This window comes from Pseudoalteromonas sp. MMG012, assembly GCF_018100875.1.
Classification (GTDB): Bacteria; Pseudomonadota; Gammaproteobacteria; order Enterobacterales; family Alteromonadaceae; genus Pseudoalteromonas; species Pseudoalteromonas aurantia.
This window is the reverse complement of the sequence record NZ_JAGJEF010000021.1, coordinates 1-21,635: the sequence shown is the minus strand read 5'-3', so window position 1 is coordinate 21,635 and position 21,635 is coordinate 1. Positions and strand designations below refer to the sequence as shown.

General features: G+C 38.6%; 19 protein-coding genes. 13 read left to right on the top strand and 6 right to left on the bottom strand.

Annotation, left to right across the window (positions count from 1 at the left end; translation table 11 throughout):
- Positions 1 to 44 precede the first annotated feature (44 nt).
- Positions 45 to 617: a DJ-1/PfpI family protein gene (locus J8L97_RS09445; protein WP_211049049.1), complete on the top strand. Its 573-nt coding sequence runs from the start codon at positions 45 to 47 to the stop codon at positions 615 to 617.
- Positions 618 to 653: 36 nt separating this feature from the next.
- On the opposite strand, the gene J8L97_RS09440 is transcribed toward J8L97_RS09445, so the two are convergent.
- Positions 654 to 4,067 carry an ATP-binding protein gene (locus tag J8L97_RS09440; RefSeq protein ID WP_211049047.1) on the bottom strand — a complete coding sequence of 1,138 codons (3,414 nt, stop codon included), beginning with the start codon at positions 4,065 to 4,067 and terminating at the stop codon, positions 654 to 656.
- Positions 4,068 to 4,864: 797 nt separating this feature from the next.
- Here J8L97_RS09440 and J8L97_RS09435 point away from each other — a divergent pair.
- Positions 4,865 to 5,347 (top strand): YbaK/EbsC family protein, encoded by a 483-nt coding sequence (locus J8L97_RS09435; RefSeq protein WP_211049045.1) that lies wholly within the window; start codon positions 4,865 to 4,867, stop codon positions 5,345 to 5,347.
- Positions 5,348 to 5,350: 3 nt separating this feature from the next.
- On the opposite strand, the gene J8L97_RS09430 is transcribed toward J8L97_RS09435, so the two are convergent.
- Together J8L97_RS09430 and J8L97_RS09425 are read right to left on the bottom strand one after the other, a co-directional pair.
- Positions 5,351 to 6,289 carry a class I SAM-dependent methyltransferase gene (locus tag J8L97_RS09430; RefSeq protein WP_211049043.1) on the bottom strand — a complete coding sequence of 313 codons (939 nt, stop codon included), beginning with the start codon at positions 6,287 to 6,289 and terminating at the stop codon, positions 5,351 to 5,353.
- Between the two features lie 254 nt (positions 6,290 to 6,543).
- Positions 6,544 to 8,271 carry an amidohydrolase gene (locus J8L97_RS09425; RefSeq protein WP_211049041.1) on the bottom strand — a complete coding sequence of 576 codons (1,728 nt, stop codon included), beginning with the start codon at positions 8,269 to 8,271 and terminating at the stop codon, positions 6,544 to 6,546.
- A 71-nt stretch (positions 8,272 to 8,342) separates the two neighbouring features.
- Here J8L97_RS09425 and J8L97_RS09420 point away from each other — a divergent pair, with 71 nt between their 5' ends.
- The gene (locus J8L97_RS09420; RefSeq protein ID WP_211049040.1) at positions 8,343 to 9,014 is read left to right on the top strand and encodes a response regulator transcription factor; all 672 of its coding nucleotides are present in this window, start codon (positions 8,343 to 8,345) and stop codon (positions 9,012 to 9,014) included.
- A complete protein-coding gene (locus J8L97_RS09415; protein WP_211049038.1) occupies positions 9,004 to 10,185 on the top strand; it encodes a HAMP domain-containing histidine kinase in 1,182 nt (393 codons plus the stop codon). Before J8L97_RS09420 ends, J8L97_RS09415 begins: the two co-directional genes overlap by 11 nt.
- Before the next feature lie 103 nt (positions 10,186 to 10,288).
- On the opposite strand, the gene J8L97_RS09410 is transcribed toward J8L97_RS09415, so the two are convergent.
- A complete protein-coding gene (locus tag J8L97_RS09410) occupies positions 10,289 to 10,753 on the bottom strand; it encodes an OsmC family protein (protein WP_211049036.1) in 465 nt (154 codons plus the stop codon).
- Between the two features lie 204 nt (positions 10,754 to 10,957).
- Here J8L97_RS09410 and J8L97_RS09405 point away from each other — a divergent pair, with 204 nt between their 5' ends.
- Entirely contained in the window at positions 10,958 to 11,881 is a 924-nt protein-coding gene (locus J8L97_RS09405) for a LysR family transcriptional regulator (protein ID WP_211049034.1), read from the top strand.
- Here the strand turns inward: J8L97_RS09405 and nhaR are convergent.
- On the bottom strand, positions 11,878 to 12,777 hold the full coding sequence (nhaR, locus tag J8L97_RS09400) for a transcriptional activator NhaR (RefSeq protein ID WP_211049032.1): 900 nt from the start codon (positions 12,775 to 12,777) through the stop codon (positions 11,878 to 11,880). The two genes, J8L97_RS09405 and nhaR, sit on opposite strands and share 4 nt — an antisense overlap.
- A gap of 125 nt (positions 12,778 to 12,902) precedes the next feature.
- Here nhaR and J8L97_RS09395 point away from each other — a divergent pair, with 125 nt between their 5' ends.
- Together J8L97_RS09395 and J8L97_RS09390 are read left to right on the top strand one after the other, a co-directional pair.
- Entirely contained in the window at positions 12,903 to 13,202 is a 300-nt protein-coding gene (locus tag J8L97_RS09395; protein WP_225738519.1) for a hypothetical protein, read from the top strand.
- A gap of 201 nt (positions 13,203 to 13,403) precedes the next feature.
- Positions 13,404 to 13,856 carry a hypothetical protein gene (locus tag J8L97_RS09390; RefSeq protein ID WP_211049030.1) on the top strand — a complete coding sequence of 151 codons (453 nt, stop codon included), beginning with the start codon at positions 13,404 to 13,406 and terminating at the stop codon, positions 13,854 to 13,856.
- A 33-nt stretch (positions 13,857 to 13,889) separates the two neighbouring features.
- Here J8L97_RS09390 and J8L97_RS09385 read toward each other — a convergent pair whose 3' ends face one another.
- Positions 13,890 to 14,783: a response regulator gene (locus tag J8L97_RS09385; protein ID WP_211049028.1), complete on the bottom strand. Its 894-nt coding sequence runs from the start codon at positions 14,781 to 14,783 to the stop codon at positions 13,890 to 13,892.
- A 104-nt stretch (positions 14,784 to 14,887) separates the two neighbouring features.
- Between J8L97_RS09385 and J8L97_RS09380 the strand changes: the two genes are divergently transcribed.
- From J8L97_RS09380 to arfB, 6 genes are all read left to right on the top strand, one after another.
- Positions 14,888 to 15,709: a chromosome partitioning protein ParA gene (locus J8L97_RS09380; protein WP_210995003.1), complete on the top strand. Its 822-nt coding sequence runs from the start codon at positions 14,888 to 14,890 to the stop codon at positions 15,707 to 15,709.
- An 891-nt stretch (positions 15,710 to 16,600) separates the two neighbouring features.
- Complete coding sequence (locus tag J8L97_RS09375; protein ID WP_211049026.1) at positions 16,601 to 17,881, top strand: efflux RND transporter periplasmic adaptor subunit; 1,281 nt, start codon at positions 16,601 to 16,603, stop codon at positions 17,879 to 17,881.
- Positions 17,882 to 17,897: 16 nt separating this feature from the next.
- Positions 17,898 to 18,587, top strand: coding sequence for an ABC transporter ATP-binding protein (locus tag J8L97_RS09370; RefSeq protein ID WP_211049024.1), 690 nt, complete (start codon positions 17,898 to 17,900; stop codon positions 18,585 to 18,587).
- 58 nt (positions 18,588 to 18,645) lie between these two features.
- Positions 18,646 to 19,911: an ABC transporter permease gene (locus tag J8L97_RS09365; RefSeq protein ID WP_247688608.1), complete on the top strand. Its 1,266-nt coding sequence runs from the start codon at positions 18,646 to 18,648 to the stop codon at positions 19,909 to 19,911.
- 11 nt (positions 19,912 to 19,922) lie between these two features.
- The gene (locus tag J8L97_RS09360) at positions 19,923 to 21,128 is read left to right on the top strand and encodes an ABC transporter permease (RefSeq protein ID WP_211049019.1); all 1,206 of its coding nucleotides are present in this window, start codon (positions 19,923 to 19,925) and stop codon (positions 21,126 to 21,128) included.
- A 95-nt stretch (positions 21,129 to 21,223) separates the two neighbouring features.
- A partial coding sequence (arfB, locus tag J8L97_RS09355; RefSeq protein WP_211049016.1) for an alternative ribosome rescue aminoacyl-tRNA hydrolase ArfB occupies positions 21,224 to 21,635 on the top strand: 412 nt, incomplete at its 3' end.

The following is a 21,635-nucleotide window of genomic DNA, read 5'->3' as shown; positions in this document are numbered from 1 at the left end:
CTCATATTGATGCAACTTGGTAAGAAACTGATCTTGGTATAAATATGGAAATCGGTATATTTATATATGACAATGTTGAAGTGCTCGATTTTTGTGGGCCTTTTGAGGTGTTTTGTACTGCTAACCGCTTTACCGAACAACACATCAATGTCAGTTTAATCGCACCAACTCACTCCCCTGTAAAAGCGAGGGGAGGACTGAGTGTCAACCCCCATTACAGTATTCATGGCCATCCGAAATTCGATTTACTCATCGCCGCAGGAGGTATACACACTGGTATCATAAAAAACCCCACAGTCCTTCGATGGCTGGCCGAAACTGCGAGACACACTCCCGCATGCGCATCAGTGTGTACAGGCGTATTTCTATTTGCTCAAGCAGGTATTATTGATGGAAAAAAGGTCACCACGCACTGGAGTGATACGAGTGAACTCCAACATAGTTACCCAGAACTAGAAGTAATAAAAAACCAACGCTTTGTTATAGATCAAAATTTTACTAGCTCTGCGGGGATAGCTGCGGGGATAGATATGAGCTTATCAATTATTCAATCTAAGTTTGGTAAAGGCATAGCCCATAAAACTGCACGGCAGATGGACTATGATTGGCTTCCGTAAACATAAGTCATATCAACAGCGTGCAAAACAACTACTTCAGCTGGCTTTGACATGACGCATACTATCGATCCTTTTATTGACTCGTATTAACTCTTCTAGCATTTTGTTATACGTCGCCTCATAAATAGCAATCGTTGGTTGTGTACAAGCATCCTCTTCAAGCACTACCGCCAGCGAGAATAGCTTTTCTGCACCTACATCTCCTGATTGACCTCTAATCGCATGTGCTAAATGTTTAATTTCTTCGTGCGCTTCGTTCTTTATTGCCAGTGCTATTTCATCAAACTTGGTAGGGGCGTCAGCCAAAAATAACTCACAAACCATTAAATACAGTGATTTATCACCTTGCATGCGCTCTAATGCATCTTCAATGTTGAGGGTTTGCTCATCTTCAAGCACTTCCAAAAAGGTCGTGGAACTTTCTATTCCACGCTCAATATCATCAGAGATATATAGTATCAATGTACTGAACAAGTTATCGGGATTTACCGGCTTAGTGATGTAATTATTCATGCCGATAGACAAACAGCGCTCTCTTTCACCCGACATAGTACCTGCAGTCATCGCAATGATAGGTATATTTCGGTAATGCTCTGTGCCTTTTCCTGCGCGAACGGCACTCGTCGCTTCATAACCATCCATTAATGGCATGTTACAATCCATCAAAATTGCCATAATCTCCAAAGACTGGGCTGATGCCACATTGAGCTTATCTAATAAATCAATTCCAGAATTTGCCATCAATACATCGATACCTTGTGACACCAACATTCCTTTTGCTACCTCAAGATTAATTTGATTATCATCTACCACCATAACAACCTTTCCTTTCAGCGCTCGGTACTGTTCGGGCTCTTGCGGATGAGGCTGATTGTCTTCTATCAAATCAAACATGATATTCGCTTTATCTTTATTAATTAATACCAATACATCGAGATAACGTATTGGTTTGGCCACACTCGCACGAACATTAGCTGGCACAATACAATTCATCGCATCATAAAATACACAGCAACGTTTACTAGCCAACGGATGTTTAATATGTCGTTCCATAGCACTACTTGGTGCATCAATAAACCAATAATCAGCGTTATCTTGGTGCGTGACTTCGCCTGAAAAACGGGTCGTTAGCTTTTCTAAAAACTGAACGAATTCAGGAGATGGGCTTTCAATGTAAACACGAGTACCTGATAATACAGGCATAACATGAAGTGGTTTGGCACTTTCAATAGGGTAGGGCAACCGCAATATAAACTCACTCCCACAACCTTTCTCTGAAGAAAAAGAGATATCTCCTCCCATCAGTTTACACAGTTGTTTACAAATAGATAATCCAAGGCCAGTACCACCATATTGACTTGTGATTGTTGCAGATTCTTGAGAAAATGCTTGAAACAACTTATTATAATTGTCTTTCGAAATGCCAACGCCCGTATCACGCACATTTATTTCAAGCCAAACATATTCGCTATCTGTCACCGTTTTTGCAACTACATATACGCCACCTTTTTCCGTGAACTTAATTGCATTACTTAACAGATTATACAACACCTGCTTCAATCTACTCGCATCACCAAATAGTCCTAAATACTCAATATCTAGAGCATCTAATTGATAATCTAATTGCTTTTCTTGTGCTTTTACCCCTATAGATGAAGTGACATGTTCCAACAAAGAAATAGGATCAAACAATTCACTATCTAGCTCCAGTTTCCCAGCTTCAATTTTCGATAAATCCAAAATATCATTAATTAAACTCGTTAATGTTTGTGCACTGGTTTTCATCATATCTAAGTAACTCTTTTGTTGTTTAGATACGACATCTCTACACACCAAGTTTAATGTGCCCAGAATGCCATTGAGGGGGGTTCTCATTTCATGGCTAATACTTGAGATGAATGAGCTTTTTATGTTGGACGCTTCCTCAGCTCGTTTTTTCGCACTTTCAAGCTCTGCAGTTCGCTCTGTGACTTGCTGCTCTAGTAATGCATTATTATTCTTAATCTTGTCTTTGGCCTTATTCTGAGCGGTCACATCTGTAATGAATAAAGCAAACCCTTTTATCGTTGTATTGGCATTTCGAATGGGAGAAATAGTAAACTCAAGGTCAATAACCTGCTCTTCTTCACGCTCTAAAGTGACCTCTAAAGGGCTAATTACTTGACTTTTACTGACTTGATTTAATACATGGTGGAAAAAACCCTGTTCCACATACGGCTCTAAGATTTTATACCCAATACCAATATTGCGCGCCAATTCAGGAAAAAACCGCTCCGCGGTGCGATTAAAACTGGTTATTTGTAGCTTCGTATTAAAACCAATAATGCCACCAGAAGCTCCATCAATAATATCTGCAAATTCTGACTGAGTGTCGATAAGTTTTTGAGAGCTTTTAAAGTAGAACCATACAATTGTCAAAACAATCACAAAGATCAAACTCAGCACCACAAGTAAACCATAAGTACTCAATCTCTTTTCAAATAGTAATTCTGTGTACGTTGAAATAGGCATAGCCACCATAATTTTAATTAAACCATGCTGGTCACTCGATGATGTTCTTAAAACTCCCTCTTTTGAAATAAACTGCTGCTTTTCATCCTTCTTTAACGTGACAAAAGATAGGCCGCCATACAGCCAAGGCTCTTTTGAGTATAAGGATTGCCATGTTGTATTCGGACTCAGATCACGGCTAAAGCGCAATGCCTCGTCAAAATGATAAATGAAATGACCTGTTTGGGTTAACAGTAATAACTGTAACGCTGGTTCAACGTTGCTGTATAGATTTTGTAGTAACTCTTCGGCATTGAGGTTTAATACCAGTACAGCAAGTAATACGTTATCATCATTATAAACAGGTAACGCAAACCTTAACGTAGGCTCGATAGGATGTACTATTTTACCACGCTCTTTATTTAGATCTAATTGAGATACATACATGCTTCTTTCATTTAATTTTAGCGTTTCAGTAAAGTAATCTTTGCTTGCTTTATTTTGTAATTTAGGTTCAAGTTGTACTTTAACAACACCACCGAAACGATCAACCCTGACCAGCTCATCACCATCGCTGCTATCAATTAACCTCAATTGCCGAATATCAGTATACGTGTGCATCATTGACTGAAAAATAGTACTTAAGCGCTCTTTCCAACGTGTTACAGTTATACCATCAACGGGGTCTACCCCTTCATTCAACAACGCTCGGGAAACGCCTTGTATCGGTGGGGTATCTAACAAAAAAAATAAAAAATCACTATTTATTTGGATATATTCAGATAAATGCTGTTTTTTATTTTTCAATAAAAATGTCAAAGACTCATCAACACTGTGTTGGGCCTCACGTTGAATTTTCTGTTCAAAAAAGAACAAAGATATGATCAGCGTACCAATTAGCACCAACAAGATGAATGGTACCGACATCCGCTTAAGTCGCATTGCGTAACGAGAGTACATATATTCCTTCAAACCTGCTAACAACATCCCTGATGATGCTGACTTACTGCACAACCTACTCAGTCAATACCATCTAATTCTAACTACACTTTAGGATATATAGATCAATTTACAACTATACAGATTGAACAATTCTAATATAAAGCCACACTTGCTCATTTTGGTTTCTATAGTTAGGACATACATTAAGATTTGATGCTAACTCTTACCGACAGTACTGCACATTCATCAAACCGGTTACTCATTTAAAAATTCACGTAATGTCTTACCCATCTATTAATAACAGCATTAGCGCTACACTCTTATACTAAGTCAACATTTTCTTATCGTGCATTTTTTGCAAAAGTGCCAAACACAGCAGCTTACGACCGTAAAACACACATTCATCACGTGTTATGTCAAAAATGATTCTGTCTAAATCACAGGTCAATTAACGGAGTATTGATGAATCCCCCCATACAGAGTCCTTAAGTGTGTAGGTCAAGCAACAACATTATGTCAATACACTTAACTTAAAGCCCTATATTTCAGCATCCTAGTGTATTATTATTTGTCAATAAAAACATGAAATATTCTCACGGTTGGATTTCATCTTAAATTTAAATTTATCTAAATAACACCATAAAATTTACGTTTCCAAAACAAAAACCAGTAATATTTGGCTAAATTTTACGAGTTAATTTTATTTTCTAGCATTGCAAAAGCTTGCAGAATGTAACGCAAGCTTGAATATCACATGCCCATTCGATATAAATACAATACGCAACCAGTAAGTCTCCCGCCCGAGAGAGGTTAAGATGTCAACTACGCTAAAAGGAAGTGCCCAACGAGTGCAAGACTACCTTGCACAATTTGATATCGCATTTGTCGTTAAACAACTCCCATATTCAACTAGAACTGCATTCGATGCATCGCAAGCCCTAGGCTGTGATATTGCTCAAATAGCCAAATCTCTCATATTCAAAAATAGAGATTCGGGGGAGCCAGTATTAGTCGTCACTTCTGGAAAGCACGCGGTTTGTAAAGACAAAGTATTTACCGCAACAGGGATTGAATTAGACAAGGCTGATGCCAAATTTGTTAAAGAAAAAATTGGATATGCAATTGGCGGCGTCCCTCCTGTTGCATTAAATAAACAAGTCATCACAATATTAGACAATGAACTAAAAAACTATGATGTCATTTGGGCAGCCGCGGGGACGCCCAATGCAGTCTTTGAGCTTAAAGCCTGTAACTTTAACTTACTGACTCAAGGCGTATGGATAGAGCTTGCAAAATAAACATTAAATTTTTCCATATGAAAATAGTAAGCTCTTCAACCCTCCTTCAATATTATTATCAACGAACTCTGGCGGATTGTTTAATCGCGTAACAAATGTTACTTCTGGCGCCTGTTCTAACATTTCATCTATCAAAAACTGTGATTCTAAATTTGGATCATTCACACATGCTAGTACATAAGCGTTGCTTTTCAGCAGTTCAGGCAAACGGCGTAATATTTTTTTATAGTCTTTAGTCAAAGCAAAGCTGCCTTTTTGAAATGTTGGCGGGTCAATTATGACTAAATCATAAGGTCCAGACTTTCTCAATTTCCCCCAAGATTTAAACAGATCATGACCTAAAAATTTCACTTTATCCGTGTCATGTTGATTGAGACGATGGTTATCTCTTCCTTTACTCAATGCTGCTTTTGCCATATCTAAATTGACAACCTGAGCTGCACCTCCTGCGATTGCCGCCACAGAAAAACCACACGTATAAGCAAAGAGGTTGAGCACATTTTTATCTCTGGCATTTTCCATTACCCATTTTCGACCGTTTCTCATATCTAAAAACAGTCCATTGTTTTGCTTTAACCCTAAATCAAGTGAAAACTTTAAACCATTCTCAATCACTACTTGAGTTGGGGTGAGCTCTCCAAATAGCACATCCATAGGGGCACCTTGTCGGCTACGGTGGTGCAATAAAACACTGCGAACTTGCTCTTGCCACATTGGTATTTGTGTCCATTTATCAACGCATTGAGTCAATTCCTTGATAAATTCAACTGAAGGTTCTTTAAATAAAGAAATTAATATTTGTCCATTTAACCAATCAACAGTGAGCTGTTCTAAGCCAGGGTAAAACCGACCTCGCCCATGAAACAGGCGACGTACTTCATCACCAAAATAATTCACCTCACGAATGTGCTGATCAAGTGTTGTTAGAGCTGCTGGGGTCATAATTATGTACACATAATTTCAAATATGCACATTGTACGTGCCTTGAAAAAAAGTAACAGCTCAGTCGAATAAGAAATCGCGCATAAATTAGGAGTCACGACTATGAGAGATTTATTGAGTAACAAAACGGTATAGCCTAGTAAGGTATTTATCATCAGTATTCAAACGACTTCCCAGAACTAAATCAAAGAGCTAAAGCAGAATTGAAAAAGGGGCGTTCTCCCCCATTATATTACATAAATATAGTTAATGAGTTAACGTTGATACACAACCTCACCGTCTAGTAACGTCATTTCAACTTTGGTATTTTTTATTTCAGATGCATTTTGCTCAAACAAGTTCCTGTCTAGCACAACAAGATCCGCTAATTTTCCTACCTCAATACTACCGACCACTTGCTCCTGACGCATCGCATAAGCACTATTTATTGTATATGCTTCAATTGCTTGGGCAAGTGTAATGTTTTGTGGAACCCTCGATATCGCATTACTCAAGCCAACAAATGGGTTAAAAGTACTCACATTCCAGTCACTACTGAGCGTGAGGGTAGCACCTGCACTCAATAAATTTTTAATTGGCACAAGGTCTTGGGCACGCTCGCTACCTATTAATGGTATGGTATCAGGCCAATGGTTAGGATCTGTAAACTCACCCGCAACTTGCGCATCAGCGATCACATTCAGCTTTTCAAAACGTGTATAGTCTTCTGAGTTAACAACTTCCAAATGGGTTATACGATGTCGAGCATTGCCCTTTGATGCGCGCTCAATAGCATTCAGTGCTTCATGAATGCCTCTATCGCCAATTCCATGGATATTAAAATCAAAGCCTGTAGCCTCTAGCGCTTTAATATACTTTTCCAAACGACTTTGCGTAAAATAATTCAAACCTTTATTTTGATACAAATCGAGCCAATTTGTATCATATGGTTCATGCATCGCAGCAGTCGTATTAACCAAAATACCATCCATATAGAACTTAACTTGATTCACTTTGAGCAAACTCTGTTGGTCATTTTGGTACAAAGACTTAAGCGTTGAAATTTGGCGCTCATCATTCATTCCCGGATATGCCCATAACCCCAAACTGACACGTAATGTCAACTTATCGTCCTTTTCAACTTGCTGCCACGTTTCTAAGTGACCTCGCTGCCAATAAGTGCGCGCATCACTAATCGAAGTGATCCCCGCTTTATTTAACTCAGGCATAGTGTATTCAATTAGGCCAGAATGATCTTGCTGCTGTGCATTAGGTAGCGACTTCATCGCCAATTCCATAACCTGATTGCCGGCATTATCATATAAAATACCATCTAATTTTCCGGAAATATCCCGGCCATAAACTCCGCCAATAGGATCTTGGCTATTGACATTAATACCAGAAAGTTGCAATGCTTTGCCATTCACCCACATCGAATGAGAAGTTTGCTCCATAATGATGACGGGCCGATCTGCTACGGCTTCATTGATAACCGATAAAGGAGCGCGTTCCATTTCAAGTAAAGAAGTAATTTCATGGCCATACCCAATTAACCATTGAGCGTCTGGATTTTGCACTGACGCTGTGTAAATCGCATCAATGTATCCTCCTTCACTTGCATAGGCAGGAATTGTGAATTGCGTTGCTGCAGATGCAGACTCCAAAGGGTGCATATGCACATCATGAAAACCAGGCATCATCATCTTCCCTTTAAGATCTATAATGTGGGTACTTTTCCCTAAATACGCTTTTACACCTTGGTTATTACCAACAAAGATAATTTTGTTACCCTTGAGTGCCACAGCTTGTGCCCAAGGCTGCTCAGGGTTTACCGTATATACTTCACCATTTGTGAACACTTTTGTTGCGACTACATGACTAGATAAGTCACCATCACTTTCAACTGTTGGTGCTGTCACAGAATTCGAATCGCTACCACAGCCGGAAATAGCACAAGATATTGCCAGTAAAGTCGTACTTAATATCATAGTTGGATTACTCATAGTTGACTCCTTAGGTTTCACGATACAATATCAGGGTAGAGGTAACCATAAGGTAACAGCATAGGCTAACTATGATTATATTACTGGTAGAAGACGATTCTATCTTAGCAGCCCAAACCATCGATTTTTTAAATGCAGAGGGTATCGAAGTTGATTATGCAAGTTCACTAACACAAGCTAGAAGTATTTCAAAAGGTATGTATTATGAGGCCATTATTTTAGATATAAACCTTCCTGATGGCACTGGAATTGAATTTGCCAAAACACTAGAAAAAAACAGTGCCCCCATATTATTTCTATCTGCGCGTAATGCGCTCACTGACAAACTTGCTGCGTTTTCTGTGGGAGCCTTAGATTACATCACTAAGCCCTTCGCATTAGAGGAGCTCGCTGTACGTATAAAACTGCTTGCCCGAAAAAACACCCCGGCAAAAAATACCACGTTCCAACTCGACTCCCTGTTTGTTGATTTAGATGCCAAGATAGCAAAAAGAGCCGAACGAACATTAGTGTTATCTCCCCAGCAGTGGAGCCTATTGGCGCTGCTTATCACCCATAGCCCCAACCCTGTAAGTAAAGACAACCTCATTGCCACAATTTGGCCAGACCAAGATGTGAATAATAATATGTATAAATCACTTGTAACACGTTTACGTACAAATATAACAAAGCCGAACGAGAAAGTACTGTTACACACGTTGAAGAAACAAGGCTTAGCACTTAAAGAGCGCGATGATGAGTAACAACCAATCACTCGTTAATTATCTTATTGCGCGTTTCGGGTTATGTGCGCTAATAGTCATGTTTCTATGGGGCTGTATGGCGAAAGTAAGTTATGACTTTGCTCTGGATGAAACGGCAGCCCATTATCTGTTTTATGATGCAGAACAAGCCGTTATACAAAATCAGGTATTACCATACATAGATGACTTTAAGCTGATAACCTCCGATGAACAGGATTTACCAGCTTGGGCCCAATCGCTATGGAAAGCAAAGCTACTTCCTATTAACGACATATATTTTGGTAACTATCAAGAAGACGCTGTCTATATTTTGCCGTACCAGCATGATGCAGATACACCAATGATTTTCGTCATGCACTATTTTGATGAGTATGAATCGGCGCCGATTCTACCTTTTCTGATGTTACTAATGGGTGCTTTGACGACCATATTCCTTTATGTGATAGGTAAAGCAGCCTACCGCATCAAACAGCAAACTCGCCTGCTAGAACAGTTAATAACCCCAGAGCACAAAGCACTAGAATTTAAGTTTATTGAGTTACAAAATATCGCTGACGCACTCCTTATTTCGCGAAAAGTCGAACGTTATGCACAACAAAAAGACCGCTTACTTTCAGCCTATTTAAGTCATGAAGTGCGAACACCTTTAACACAAATTAGGCACAGTTTAGCCCGTCTACAACAACTAGATAATTTACCATTTGAGTCTTTATCAATTATCGAGCAATTAGAGTGCGCTCAAGCTAATTTAACTGAGACGAGTACCGCCATTTTAGCCTTGTGGCATCTTAACCCTCATGAAATTAAACCCATAAACCTCAGTGCAACAATCAACACCGTTGCAGCTTTATATACCACTCATGGGCTCATACACAACCTAATAACCACCAAGGTGACATTCATTAATGCACATCAACCGCTTGTCAGTTTACTACTCACACAAGTTTATCGAAACGCTTTACAACACGGCAATGGTGAAGTGACCACGACTTTATCTCATACACGGATGGTATTTAGTAATCCCTGCATTGCATCAAAAATTGATACAAAGGGCTCTGGCTTAGGACTATTACTACTAAAGCAGATATGTCAAAAACTCAATTGGCACCATGAAATAGCACATGAACCTCCGTTATTTTCGTTAGAAGTAATATTTAGCAAGCCCATTTAGTCACCGAAGTATCACCATGAATGAATAACAATAAATATATTTTTCAATGCAAGTTAGTACTTACATTGTCGTGAAGCTTTGTTTTATAAACCAATAAATCATATCAAGCTAAGTTAATTGACACATCAGTTTGTACAGAGTTGGCGATAAAACATAACTCGTGAGCTTGATGGTGAAGGCTTTCAATCAAGCTATGCTCAACCTCAACACCTGCGCCCCAAATTACTTTGGGGTTTAAAACAACTTTCGTCATGGCTGTTTTACCAAGGTGGTTTAAACCAAGTGTTCCGAGTGCATCATCATAATACGACTCAATCATGAGTTTTCTTTGTGCAGCCAAATCAAGGAAAAACAACATATGACAGCTTGATAGCGCCGCTACAAATGCTTCTTCAGGATCAATATGAGCTTCATTAGAGTAGGGAACTGGGACTATACTCGGTGATGATGATGCTGCTATGCGTGTGCCACTTGAAAATAGCCAGTGGTGTACACGACTGTATTTTCTATCAACAAATAACTCTGTACTTTGTTTATTCCACTGTATAACGGCCTGATAGTTAGACATGCTTTTTCCTCAAACTTTATCGTAATTCAACACCACATATTTTGCATAACTCGCGGCTCTAAAAAAAGCGAAAATTCATCACCCTCACATGAGTAATACTCACATATCAACTTAATTTTTAAATAATGGCCCCAGTAAAACCTTGAGTTATACTTAAATATCCGGTCATAATCAGCACACCTATGATTTAAACTCATCAAAGATATGACAACTCAATTCTCTTTCTCAGCAATTCACACTTTTACGGTTGTCACACAAACTTTGAGCTTCTCACGCGCTGCAGAAATTTTACACATCACTCCCAGTGCAATAAGTCATCAAATGAAATTACTTGAATCGCAGCTTGGTGTATCACTGTTTACACGCCAATCTAAAGGGATCATGCTCACTGAAGCAGGCAAAGCTCTGATGGAAAATGCCAACAAGGGTGTATCATTAATTCAAGAGGGCGTTTCAAAAAGTATTTCTACAACAAAGCTGCGCACGTTACATATTGCAGCCATCCCATCATTAGCGCAAAACTGGTTATTGCCAAAACTACCTGATTTTTATGATTTGCACCCTGATATTAGCATCGTATTACATGCACAAGACCAACTCGTCAACTTCTCCACATCCCATATAGACGCCCACCTACATTTTGGTACTGGCTATACCCAAAACAACCATGCCCAATTTCTCGCTTCAGAATACGTTTATCCAGTCTGCCATCCAGATCTGTTAACGGTGGGATGCGATAATCATATATCAAGGCTCGTCTCTCAATATCCCTTATTACAATACAACGCAGCTCTTGAGGATGGGCCGAGTAACTTAACTTGGCAACACTGGTTATCAAAACATCACATTTGTGTTGACACAAAAATGATACACCGCCATTTTAGTCATGTAGGACTTTCACTCGAAGCTGCCAAGCACAAACAAGGGCTCGCGTTAGCATGGCATCATATGGTTTCAGACTTAATAAAATGGGGTATGCTGGTTCAGTGTGGCAATACAGTGTTAAAACTCGACTACAACTATTACTTAGTTAGTCCAGAAAAGCCACAGGAAGCATCAGACCTTCATCAATTCACATCATGGTTAAAACATAAATTTATTCACGCATCTCAGCCACACAATCTTTAAATATGAATGTGCTGCGCATATTTTACAAATTCAGAATAGATAGAGTCTTTAATTAACCTATCTGGCGTAAATGCATAATAGTGCTGGTAAACATTGTCAATGCTACCTATTAGACTCACATCATAATGACGTTCAATTTCTTTACTGACAAGCAACGGGGCTGCAAATAAGCCGAAGCCTTGTTGACCCAATGCCTTCATCAATGCACTATCATCGACATGACCTGCAATAGATATTTCGATACTCTGTTGCTCTAACCAGTATTTAATTGCACTCGTCATCGGACTTGACTTAGCAGGGAGAATGACTGGAACATCGGCAAGAGAGTTAGGGTAGCTTTCTTTTAGTGCATCAAGTGATGCTCTATTACCGAAAAAACCTAATTGGCTTTTACCGAGTTCATGACAAAATGCTTTAAATGGCAATGTGCTGTCTAATGGCTTATCAGCCAAGACTAAATCTAGCTTGTGGATCGACATCTGGGCAAGCAGCTCAGCTTGCTGACCATCAATACAATGTAAATTCGTGATCCGTTCATTATCTATAAACGGTGATAACCACTTTGATACCAAAGATTTAGGTAATGCATCAGAAATCCCAACTCTTAGCGTTCGCGATATATGATCCAAGTCCCCTTGTGTAGTTTCCAACCACTCTTCAGCAATCGCAAACATATCATCAGCGTATTGTTGAGTAATTTGACCAAATTCGGTCAATCTCAGCCCCCTCCCTTCGCGTATGAATAATGCTTTCCCTAAGCGCTGCTCTAAACTGGTAATCTGTGCGCTGACGGTTTGCGGCGTCAAATGTAAGACCTTACTTGCACTCGCGATACTGCCATGCTTGCTTACCTGCCAAAAATAGTAGAGGTGGTTGTAATTTATGTTTGTTATCATTCGCTTTTACCGATGAATAAGTAAGAAATAATCAGCTTTAATCTTTTTATATACCTTAGTAGATTAACTACATGCCTGCAATAAAGGCGCGACTAATTACACTAAATTTATACTTGGATATAGCCATGAAGCTAAAATTGACAGTGAAAGATAAGGTAATGAATGCCGCTATGAGGATCAAGTTGTCAAAACTCGTTTCAGGCCAACTCATTCGATATAAGGCAAATATTCGAAAAATAGATATACAAGTCAGTGATATACGACATGCTCGCCATGGCGCTTTAAAGCTATGTCATATTAGCCTAGTGATGCCAGGGTTGCCCGACATCTCAGTTAAAGCAAAGGGCAAAGATTTACTGCAAGCGTTAATGCGAGCGCTCCATAATAGTCAATTAGTCCTTGCTCAAAAGTACAAATTGTCTTAACCAAAATCTCATTATAAGCTTTGCTCAATAATAAATAAAAAATTGATATATTTAAAATTTAAGTAATATTTTCATGAAACAGTAATACAGCAATTCCCAAGCACTTGCAGCGGCACGGATGCCGCCTATTTCTTCTAAAGAAAGCTTATCCTGCGCCGATAACATTACTCAGAAGCTTATATTATTTTATGGATTTACAGGATGAAAATTCAGCAACCGACATCTCAGTACCTACAATCACACTCTAATTCGCAGGTTCATCAAAGCGCATTATCCCAAACTGAGAACAAGAATGAATTAGATGAAAAATCGACAACTTTCCGCCTTTCTCAAAAAGACCGAGAGCAGTTGAGTAATACCGACGATTCTGAACAAGTAAAGTCCAAAAAGGACGGCTTACCGCAGCATATTCAAAAAATGCTTGAACAAATAGAGCGTATTAAAGAACAAATAAAAGAAGAAGAAGAGCGCTTAGGAAAATTGAAAAATCAAACAGATCTAAACGAAGACACTAAAAAAGATATGATACTCCAACAAGCCAATTATATCGCACAGCTACAAATGAACTTACTGACTTTAGTCGATAATGTAAAAGAAGCAATGAAGGATGCTGGGATCACCGATCCGGGCGTATTGATCAGTGCCATAGCATAACAGAATGTTTTAAAACTGCGTTCAATTAATATGCTAAAAGCCAACTAGCAAAATCTTTCCGAGCGCCATTCCATCTCGCTGACAGCTAAAATCGATCCTACTATCTGCTTGGGTTTGATATAAAAGCTCAAGCTTTCGAAACGGAGATGCTATAAACTTCACCGTTTTAATTCTTAAGCTCATTCTTGTTTTCTTATCCAGAAATGCAAAAGCAGTCGCGCTGAGGGCTTCTTTGCCCGCCTCCAATATCTCAGAAGACACCAAATTTTGGTGGATTGCTTGTTGTGCTTCTGCCTCAGATATCATGCGAATACCACTTGCCATAACGCACGTCGCATAAATATCTAACAACCCAATCGCTCTCACTTTTTGGCTTTCTCGATCTTCATAAACGGCCATAACGCAAGGCACTTTTGTTTCATCAAACACTTGTGACTGAATCGGTTTAATACATAAAGATTCATCAATGTGTTTATGAATCAAACGTTCTAGCTGACTTAATTTCGGTAGAGCTAATTCACCATTAACCTCAATATCATCCAGTATAATTTCATTTTCTTCCGCACCTTGTACTAAAGGCAGCAGCTTTTCATGTAATTCATCATCGCTGAATGGTTTTGATAATACAAAGCTTGCACCTGCTTCAAGTGCTTGATCTATTTGAGACTGCTCATCGACTGTCGTTATCATCGCAACGGTAATATTTAGTTGCCGTTGTTTTATTGCTTGCAATAAAATTAAACCAGACATGTCAGGCATGTGCCAATCAGTTAAAACAATATCAGGCTTCCAACTACCTATATATTGCAATGCCGATTTCGCACTATTTGCTTTTTGAATTAATAACTTACGATAACCGAACTTTTCCAAACCGCGCTTTACGATTTCCAGAGTTGCATGGCTATCATCAACAATTAAGATTTTCACTCTGCGCCACTTTTATAAAAACTTGTTTTTTATTATAGGCATATTTTTCATCCATCACTAAACTGAAAAGATATGATCAACAAAATTAACAATAAACCATCATTATGCCGAGTTTACAATTACCGATTACTGTTTACCAATATTTAGCCATTAATTTTGGATTATTGATCCTTGCTGCATGGTTTTATATCTTACTATTAATTCTGAGAGAGTTCAGAAAGTTTGCTACAAGCGTGGTATCTAACAAGCCACAGCAGCAACAAGATGACCAAATGCTCATCATGTGCAGAGAGTCTGTTGATAACGCACTAGGCTATATTAATGACCACAGCAATACTATTGCAGAGTTAGCAAAAGTACAAATTGCATTAGAACAACAGCTCACCGATATTAGAGCCTCTACAAAAGACCATATAACACCTGAAGAAGATCAATCCATTAAAGATCTTAATAAAAAGTTATCAAGGTCGCATGCATTAATACGCAAGCTCAAAGGCGATCTTGATAAAAGTGTGAATAAGTTGAAAGTAACGCGGAAGAAACTCTACGATCAATACGATACGGTGGAGTCGTTACAAAAAGAAAAAGAGCAGTTAGAAGAGAAATACCAAGCATTACAACTTGAAAATGAGCAAACAAACTCTTCACCTCAACATGTACAGAATATGATGCTCTCATTTGAGCGAGAAAAGGCTGATATGATTGATACGCTGAATAACTATAAACGTCAAATATCGGAGCAAAGCCAAGCATTAGAGCAGCTTTCATTGCAAGCTCACAATACCGAAGATGGCCCTGCACTAGCTCAATTACAGGGCGAATTGGCACAAACAAAGTCAGCACTAAAACACTTAACCAAAGAGAAGAAATTTATTGAAAGTCGATATTTAGATATTGTAAAAACACACGAAAACAAAGATCCATAAGTTAATTCGCAATCAAGCCCTATGACTAAACGCCAAGTTGCGTATTTTTCTGTGATGATTCTGTTTTAGGTACTGTATATTGTCGTTTCGTAAAAAATAATAATGCCATACAAAACCTAACCAAAATGAATATCTAACAATCTGTGTTCGACTGGTTACTTTAAGCATACCCTACGACCAATCTAGCGATTGTTATGTAAAGAAAGGCAGTGCTACAAAACCTGGCGCTTTCTTGTTATTCGTAATAATAAACCAGTACGTTCCAAACATATAAAAAACCAACACTTAAATTAAAGTTAGCCACTAACGTGAAAATAATTTGCACTTTCAGCAATCTTTGCGCTTGCTTACCGAAACAACTCAACCAAATAGCGTATTTAAAATACAAAAGCGTACAAAATTAACACTAAAAGCTTTAATATCAAGACGATAAATTAGCAGTTAATACAATAAAAAGGTATCGTCAATGCAAATATTCGCCCACACCATGAAAACATTGCAGATGATTCCCAGTAATAGAAAGCAACCTCCAAATATAGAAGTAACGTTTTAGAGCCCAGGAAACGCATCAAGACATTACAACATTGCAACACTTGATTATTAGAAAAACATTTACCAAAAATAACTTGTTACGATAAAACCAGAATCAAATAAAAAAACAAAACATACAGAAACAACAACATAAAAAATAAAAAACAATTCAAACTACTCATAGCCGAAGAATAACAGCCCCCCAGAAAAAAATTAAATAAACATTTAATTAACTTAAGTGACTTTTGATAAAATAAAGTGTAGTTTATTTCGGAAATGTCTTTGATTAGAAGTTCAAAAGTAACTTTTATGTATCTAAACTATCGAAATACGACCATTGAAAGGAAGCCTTAACCCACAATGAGCTATATAGCTGATACAAGTGCGCAAGATACAAAAATTGCTACACCTCATTCCATCAAGAAAATAACAGTCATATTGAGTTATGTGGTACTGGTTTTGATATTGAGCTATATATTTATTTTGCCCTCTTTACTTAATTGGAGTACTGGACAAAGCGCTATTAATAAAGAAAAGTTGCATCTAGCAACAGTAGAGAAGGGCCTATTTGTTAAAGACTTATCGGTGCAAGGTAAAGTTATAGCTGCCAGACGACCTGTACTATATAGTTCAGCACAAGGAACCGTGACGTACCTCGTTGAACCCGGAGATAGTGTAGTTGCCACGCAAACTATTGCAATCATTGAAAGCCCGCAGTTAAAAAGCGAATATAACCAAGAAGTTGCTAATCTAACAAGGTTAAAGAACCAACTTGAACGTGAAAAAATTCAAGTAAAAAGATCTAACTTAGAGCAAGAAAATCAAATCGGGCATGCAAATGTCTCTCTTAATGCTGCTAGAAGAGAGATGCGTCGCTCTGAAGACGCAATGAAAAATCAAGTCATCAGTGATATTGATTATCAAAAAGCAAAAGACGACTTACAAAATGCCAATAGAGAGTACAAACACGTTATTAAGGAAATTGAACTCATAAAAGAAAGCCAAAAGTTTGAAATCAAAACACGTGAACTGGAATTAAAGTCACAGCAAGTCAAAGTTACTGAATTAAAAAGGCAGGTTGATAGCCTTAAAATAAAATCTCCAGTAAACGGTTTGGTAGGGAACCTCAACGCACAGCAAAAAAATGCAGTTGCGAAAAATCAATCACTCTTAAGTATTGTTGACTTATCTCGTTATCAGTTAGAAGTGCAAATTCCTGAAAGTTACGCCGACGATTTAGCGCTGGGTATGGAAGCTGAGATCACACTAAATCAACAAAGCTATAAAGGTGAACTTGTTGCGATTTCTCCTGAGATTTTAAAAGGCCGAGTTCAAGGAAAAATTCGCTTTAACGATGAGTCATTGACTGGGTTACGACAAAACCAACGGTTAACCACTCGCGTTATTTTAGAGAAAAAGAACAACATACATTATTTACCTCGCGGCCAGTTCTTGAATACTTACAATGGACAATTTGCGTATGTAATAACCAATAACTCGGCCGTTAAAACACCTATAAAAATTGGCTCCAGGAGCCTCGCAAAAGTTGAAGTGATAACGGGGCTTAAAGTGGGAGATACCGTTGTGATATCTGATTCAGAAATATTTAAAGATGCTCCTAGTGTTCGCATTTTACAGTAACAAGGAACTATTAATAATGTTAGTAATGAAGAGCTTAGCTAAAGCGTTTTACACGGATGACATTAAAACGCAAGCACTCCACCCATTTGATCTAACAATTCAGCAAGGTGAATTTGTCAGTATTATCGGACCATCTGGTTCAGGGAAAACAACTTTTTTGAATATTGCGGGCCTCCTAGAAACGCACTCAAGCGGGCTGTATACACTCGATGGAAAAGATGTTGCTGAACTTTCAGATAAACAGAAATCAGCCTATAGAAATGAAAAAATTGGGTTCGTATTTCAAAGTTTTAACCTTATTCCAGAACTCACTCTCTATGATAATGTCGACATGCCATTGCGGTATCGTCGCTTTAACCGGGAGCAAAGGCATCAACGAATTATGCAAGCGCTTGAGCAAATAGGCCTTGCAACTCGAAAAGATCATTACCCAACCCAGTTATCTGGAGGGCAACAGCAGCGTGTAGCTATCGCAAGAGCGATTGCTGGAACACCTGCGGTTATTTTCGCTGACGAACCCACTGGAAATTTAGACTCAAAAATGGCGCAAGGAATAATGTCACTGCTAAAGGATATTAATGCAGCAGGTACCAGTGTCATCATGGTCACGCACGATAATACTCAAGCGACACAAGCAAACCGCGTAATACAAATTAAAGACGGTCAACTATCTGAATACTCGCAATCTCAACAAGCTATTGCATAGGTAAATCATGTACCCATACTACTTTAAACTTGCATTAATCAGCCTAAGAAAAACCCCCATGTTAAGTTTACTCATGGTGATGATGATTGCCATAGGTATTGGTGCAACCATGACAACGTATACCGTCAGTTATATGATGTCAAAAGACCCAATCCCGAATAAGAGTGCACACTTATTTCAAGTTCAACTTGATAGTATGGATGAAATTTACGGTGATGGAAAAACCTTACCTACCATGATTTCATACCAAGATGCGCAAGCATTGCTTGATTCAGATATACCGAAATATCACGTTGCGATTGCCGCTATCCAGCAGAGAGTTAGCCATGAAGCTAATAGGCACCTGACACCTAAAAGTTTAAAAGTTCGTACGACAACCAGTGATTTTTTCAGTATGTTTGAGACGCCCTTTTTATATGGTTCAGGTTGGAGTAAACAAGATGGCAAAGATGCGGCACAAATTGCAGTTTTATCAAAAGAGACAAATAGCTGGCTTTTTAATGGGGAAAATTCGGTTGGTAAAACATTCAAATTGGGCGGCGACACATACCGAGTTGTGGGAGTTTTGGACTCATGGGATCCACTTCCAAAATACTATGCACTTCCTCATACGGCATTCACAAAACCTCACGACTTATTTATTCCTTTCAATACACAGATAAAAAATGAACTTTTCTCTCAAAAGTTAGTAAGTAATTACTGCTGGAAAAAACCAGATGATGAATCATTCTCCTCTTTATTAACATCTGAATGTATGTGGGTGATTTTTTGGGTCGAACTTCCCAGCAAAAAAATACATCGACAATACCAATCATTTATAGATAACCATGCTTTAGTTCAACAATCTTTGGGTCGTTTTCAAAATCGTATTTACAATAAGCTAGTGCCATTAAAACAATACTTAATCGACGAAGAAGTGGTAAGTGATGATAGTAAAATGGCCGTATGGCTAGCCGCATTGTTTCTCGTAGTGTGTTTGCTCAACTGCATGAGCTTGATGATAGCTAAATTCCACGCCAAAGCTGGGGAAGTTGGTTTACGCCGAGCCATTGGAGCAAGCCAGCAAGACATTATTAAGCAGTTTTCTATCGAGCTATCAGTCGTCGGTGCTGTTGGAGGGTTATTAGGGCTGTTATTTGCTAAGATTGGGCTCATTAGCGCAGCAAACACCTATTCTTACCTTCATTCCGATCTGATGCAAATGAATACCCCGCTTATTATTGGCACTGTCGTATTGGCCGTTATTTCTAGTTTAACTTTCGGCCTATACCCAATCATTAGAGCTAGCCAAATGCAGCCATCGAGCCAACTTAAAAGTTTATAGGACGAAAGTATATGCGCGACCTAATACCCATAATCAAAACCTTTAAAAAACAAAAAACGGCCCCCGCATTACTGGCATTTCAAATTGCTGTCACATTTATGGTGCTCGTCAATGCCATTTACATGATTGCGCAACGCAGCGAACTCATTGCACGCCCTATCGGGGCAAATATGGAGAGCACACTCACCATTATCACTAACCTGCCTACTCAGCAAGGCGATTTAACATCCCAGTTAGAACATGATTTAACTATATTAAAAAGTATTCACGGTGTTATTAATGCGGCACCAATTACCGGACTACCACTGGAAGGTTGGGGTATGTATACAGACTTTAAATTAGAACCAAATGGCGAGGATGTCGCATATGGTGGCTATTTTGGCTCCAATGATCAGCTGATTGATACCTTTGGCTTAACTTTGGTGGCAGGTGAAAACTTTTTGCCCTCTGATATTCAAAAAGTTGAAAATGATGGTGTATTCAAATCATCAAAGCTACTCATAACTCAAGCATTGGCTAAAAAGCTATACCCAGATGATTGGCTAGAAGTACTCGGCAAAAACTTGTATTACCATAATGAGCCCCATGAAGTTGTTGGTATTGTGGACACACTCCAGAATGCTTGGAACTTTTGGAGTGCAATAGAATATACAGTTATTTCTGCAGTCCAAGAAGCCAACGATACTCAGCGTTATGTTCTTCGTGTTGACCCCGCTCAAATAGAAAACGTGATCGCTGTGATACCTGAGAGGTTATTAACACACCCTCAAAAACAAATAGAAAGTATTGAATTATTAACTGATGTAAAAATGCGCAGTTACCGAGAGGATTTAGCTACCAATAAATTACTCACAGCGGTGTGTATCAGCCTCACAATTATCACTGTCTTTGGTATCTTAGGGCAAGCAAAGTTCAGTATCAGTCGTAGAACAAAACAAATAGGGACTCGTAGAGCACTCGGAGCCAGTAAGCATCAAGTCATCAGCTACTTTATGTTGGAAAATGCCATCATATCAATAATAGGGGTTTTCGTTGGCTTTTTGGCAGCCATAATACTAAATAACCAATTTGTAGAACTACTTTCACTCACACCAGTACCGATAAACTTTTTGCTATTTGGCGCTATTGCTATTGTATTATTAGGGCAAATAGCTGTTGCTTATCCAGTGAGTCAAGCAGCTAAAGTTTCTCCCGCAATAACAACACGAGGCGCTTAATCTATCTATCACGTTAGGCGCTAGTAGGGCGGCAGTGCGCTCCATTAGGCAATTATGATAAACTGCGTCTGTGTATTTATTTTGAGAAGATTATTGTGTTAAAAATATCAAACGCTGTTGAACTCGCTGCATGGGAAATTGACATGACAGCAATTCGTGCACAAGGTGCAGGTGGCCAAAATGTAAATAAAGTATCGAGCGCCATTCACCTAAAATTTGATATTAAACGCTCCTCACTTCCTGAATTTTATAAATCTCGATTACTGTCACTTAAAGATAGCCGTATCACTAAAGAGGGTGTCATTGTGATTAAGGCACAGAGCCATAGAACGCAGGAAATGAATAAAGAAGAGGCCTTAACACGCTTAAAAACTCTCATATTAGATGCTATAAAAATAGAAAAAACCAGACGGGCAACAAAGCCAACACGAAACTCTCAAAGAAAACGGGTTGACAGTAAAGTAAAACACGGACAAACAAAAAACTTACGTAAAAAACTGAAGTATT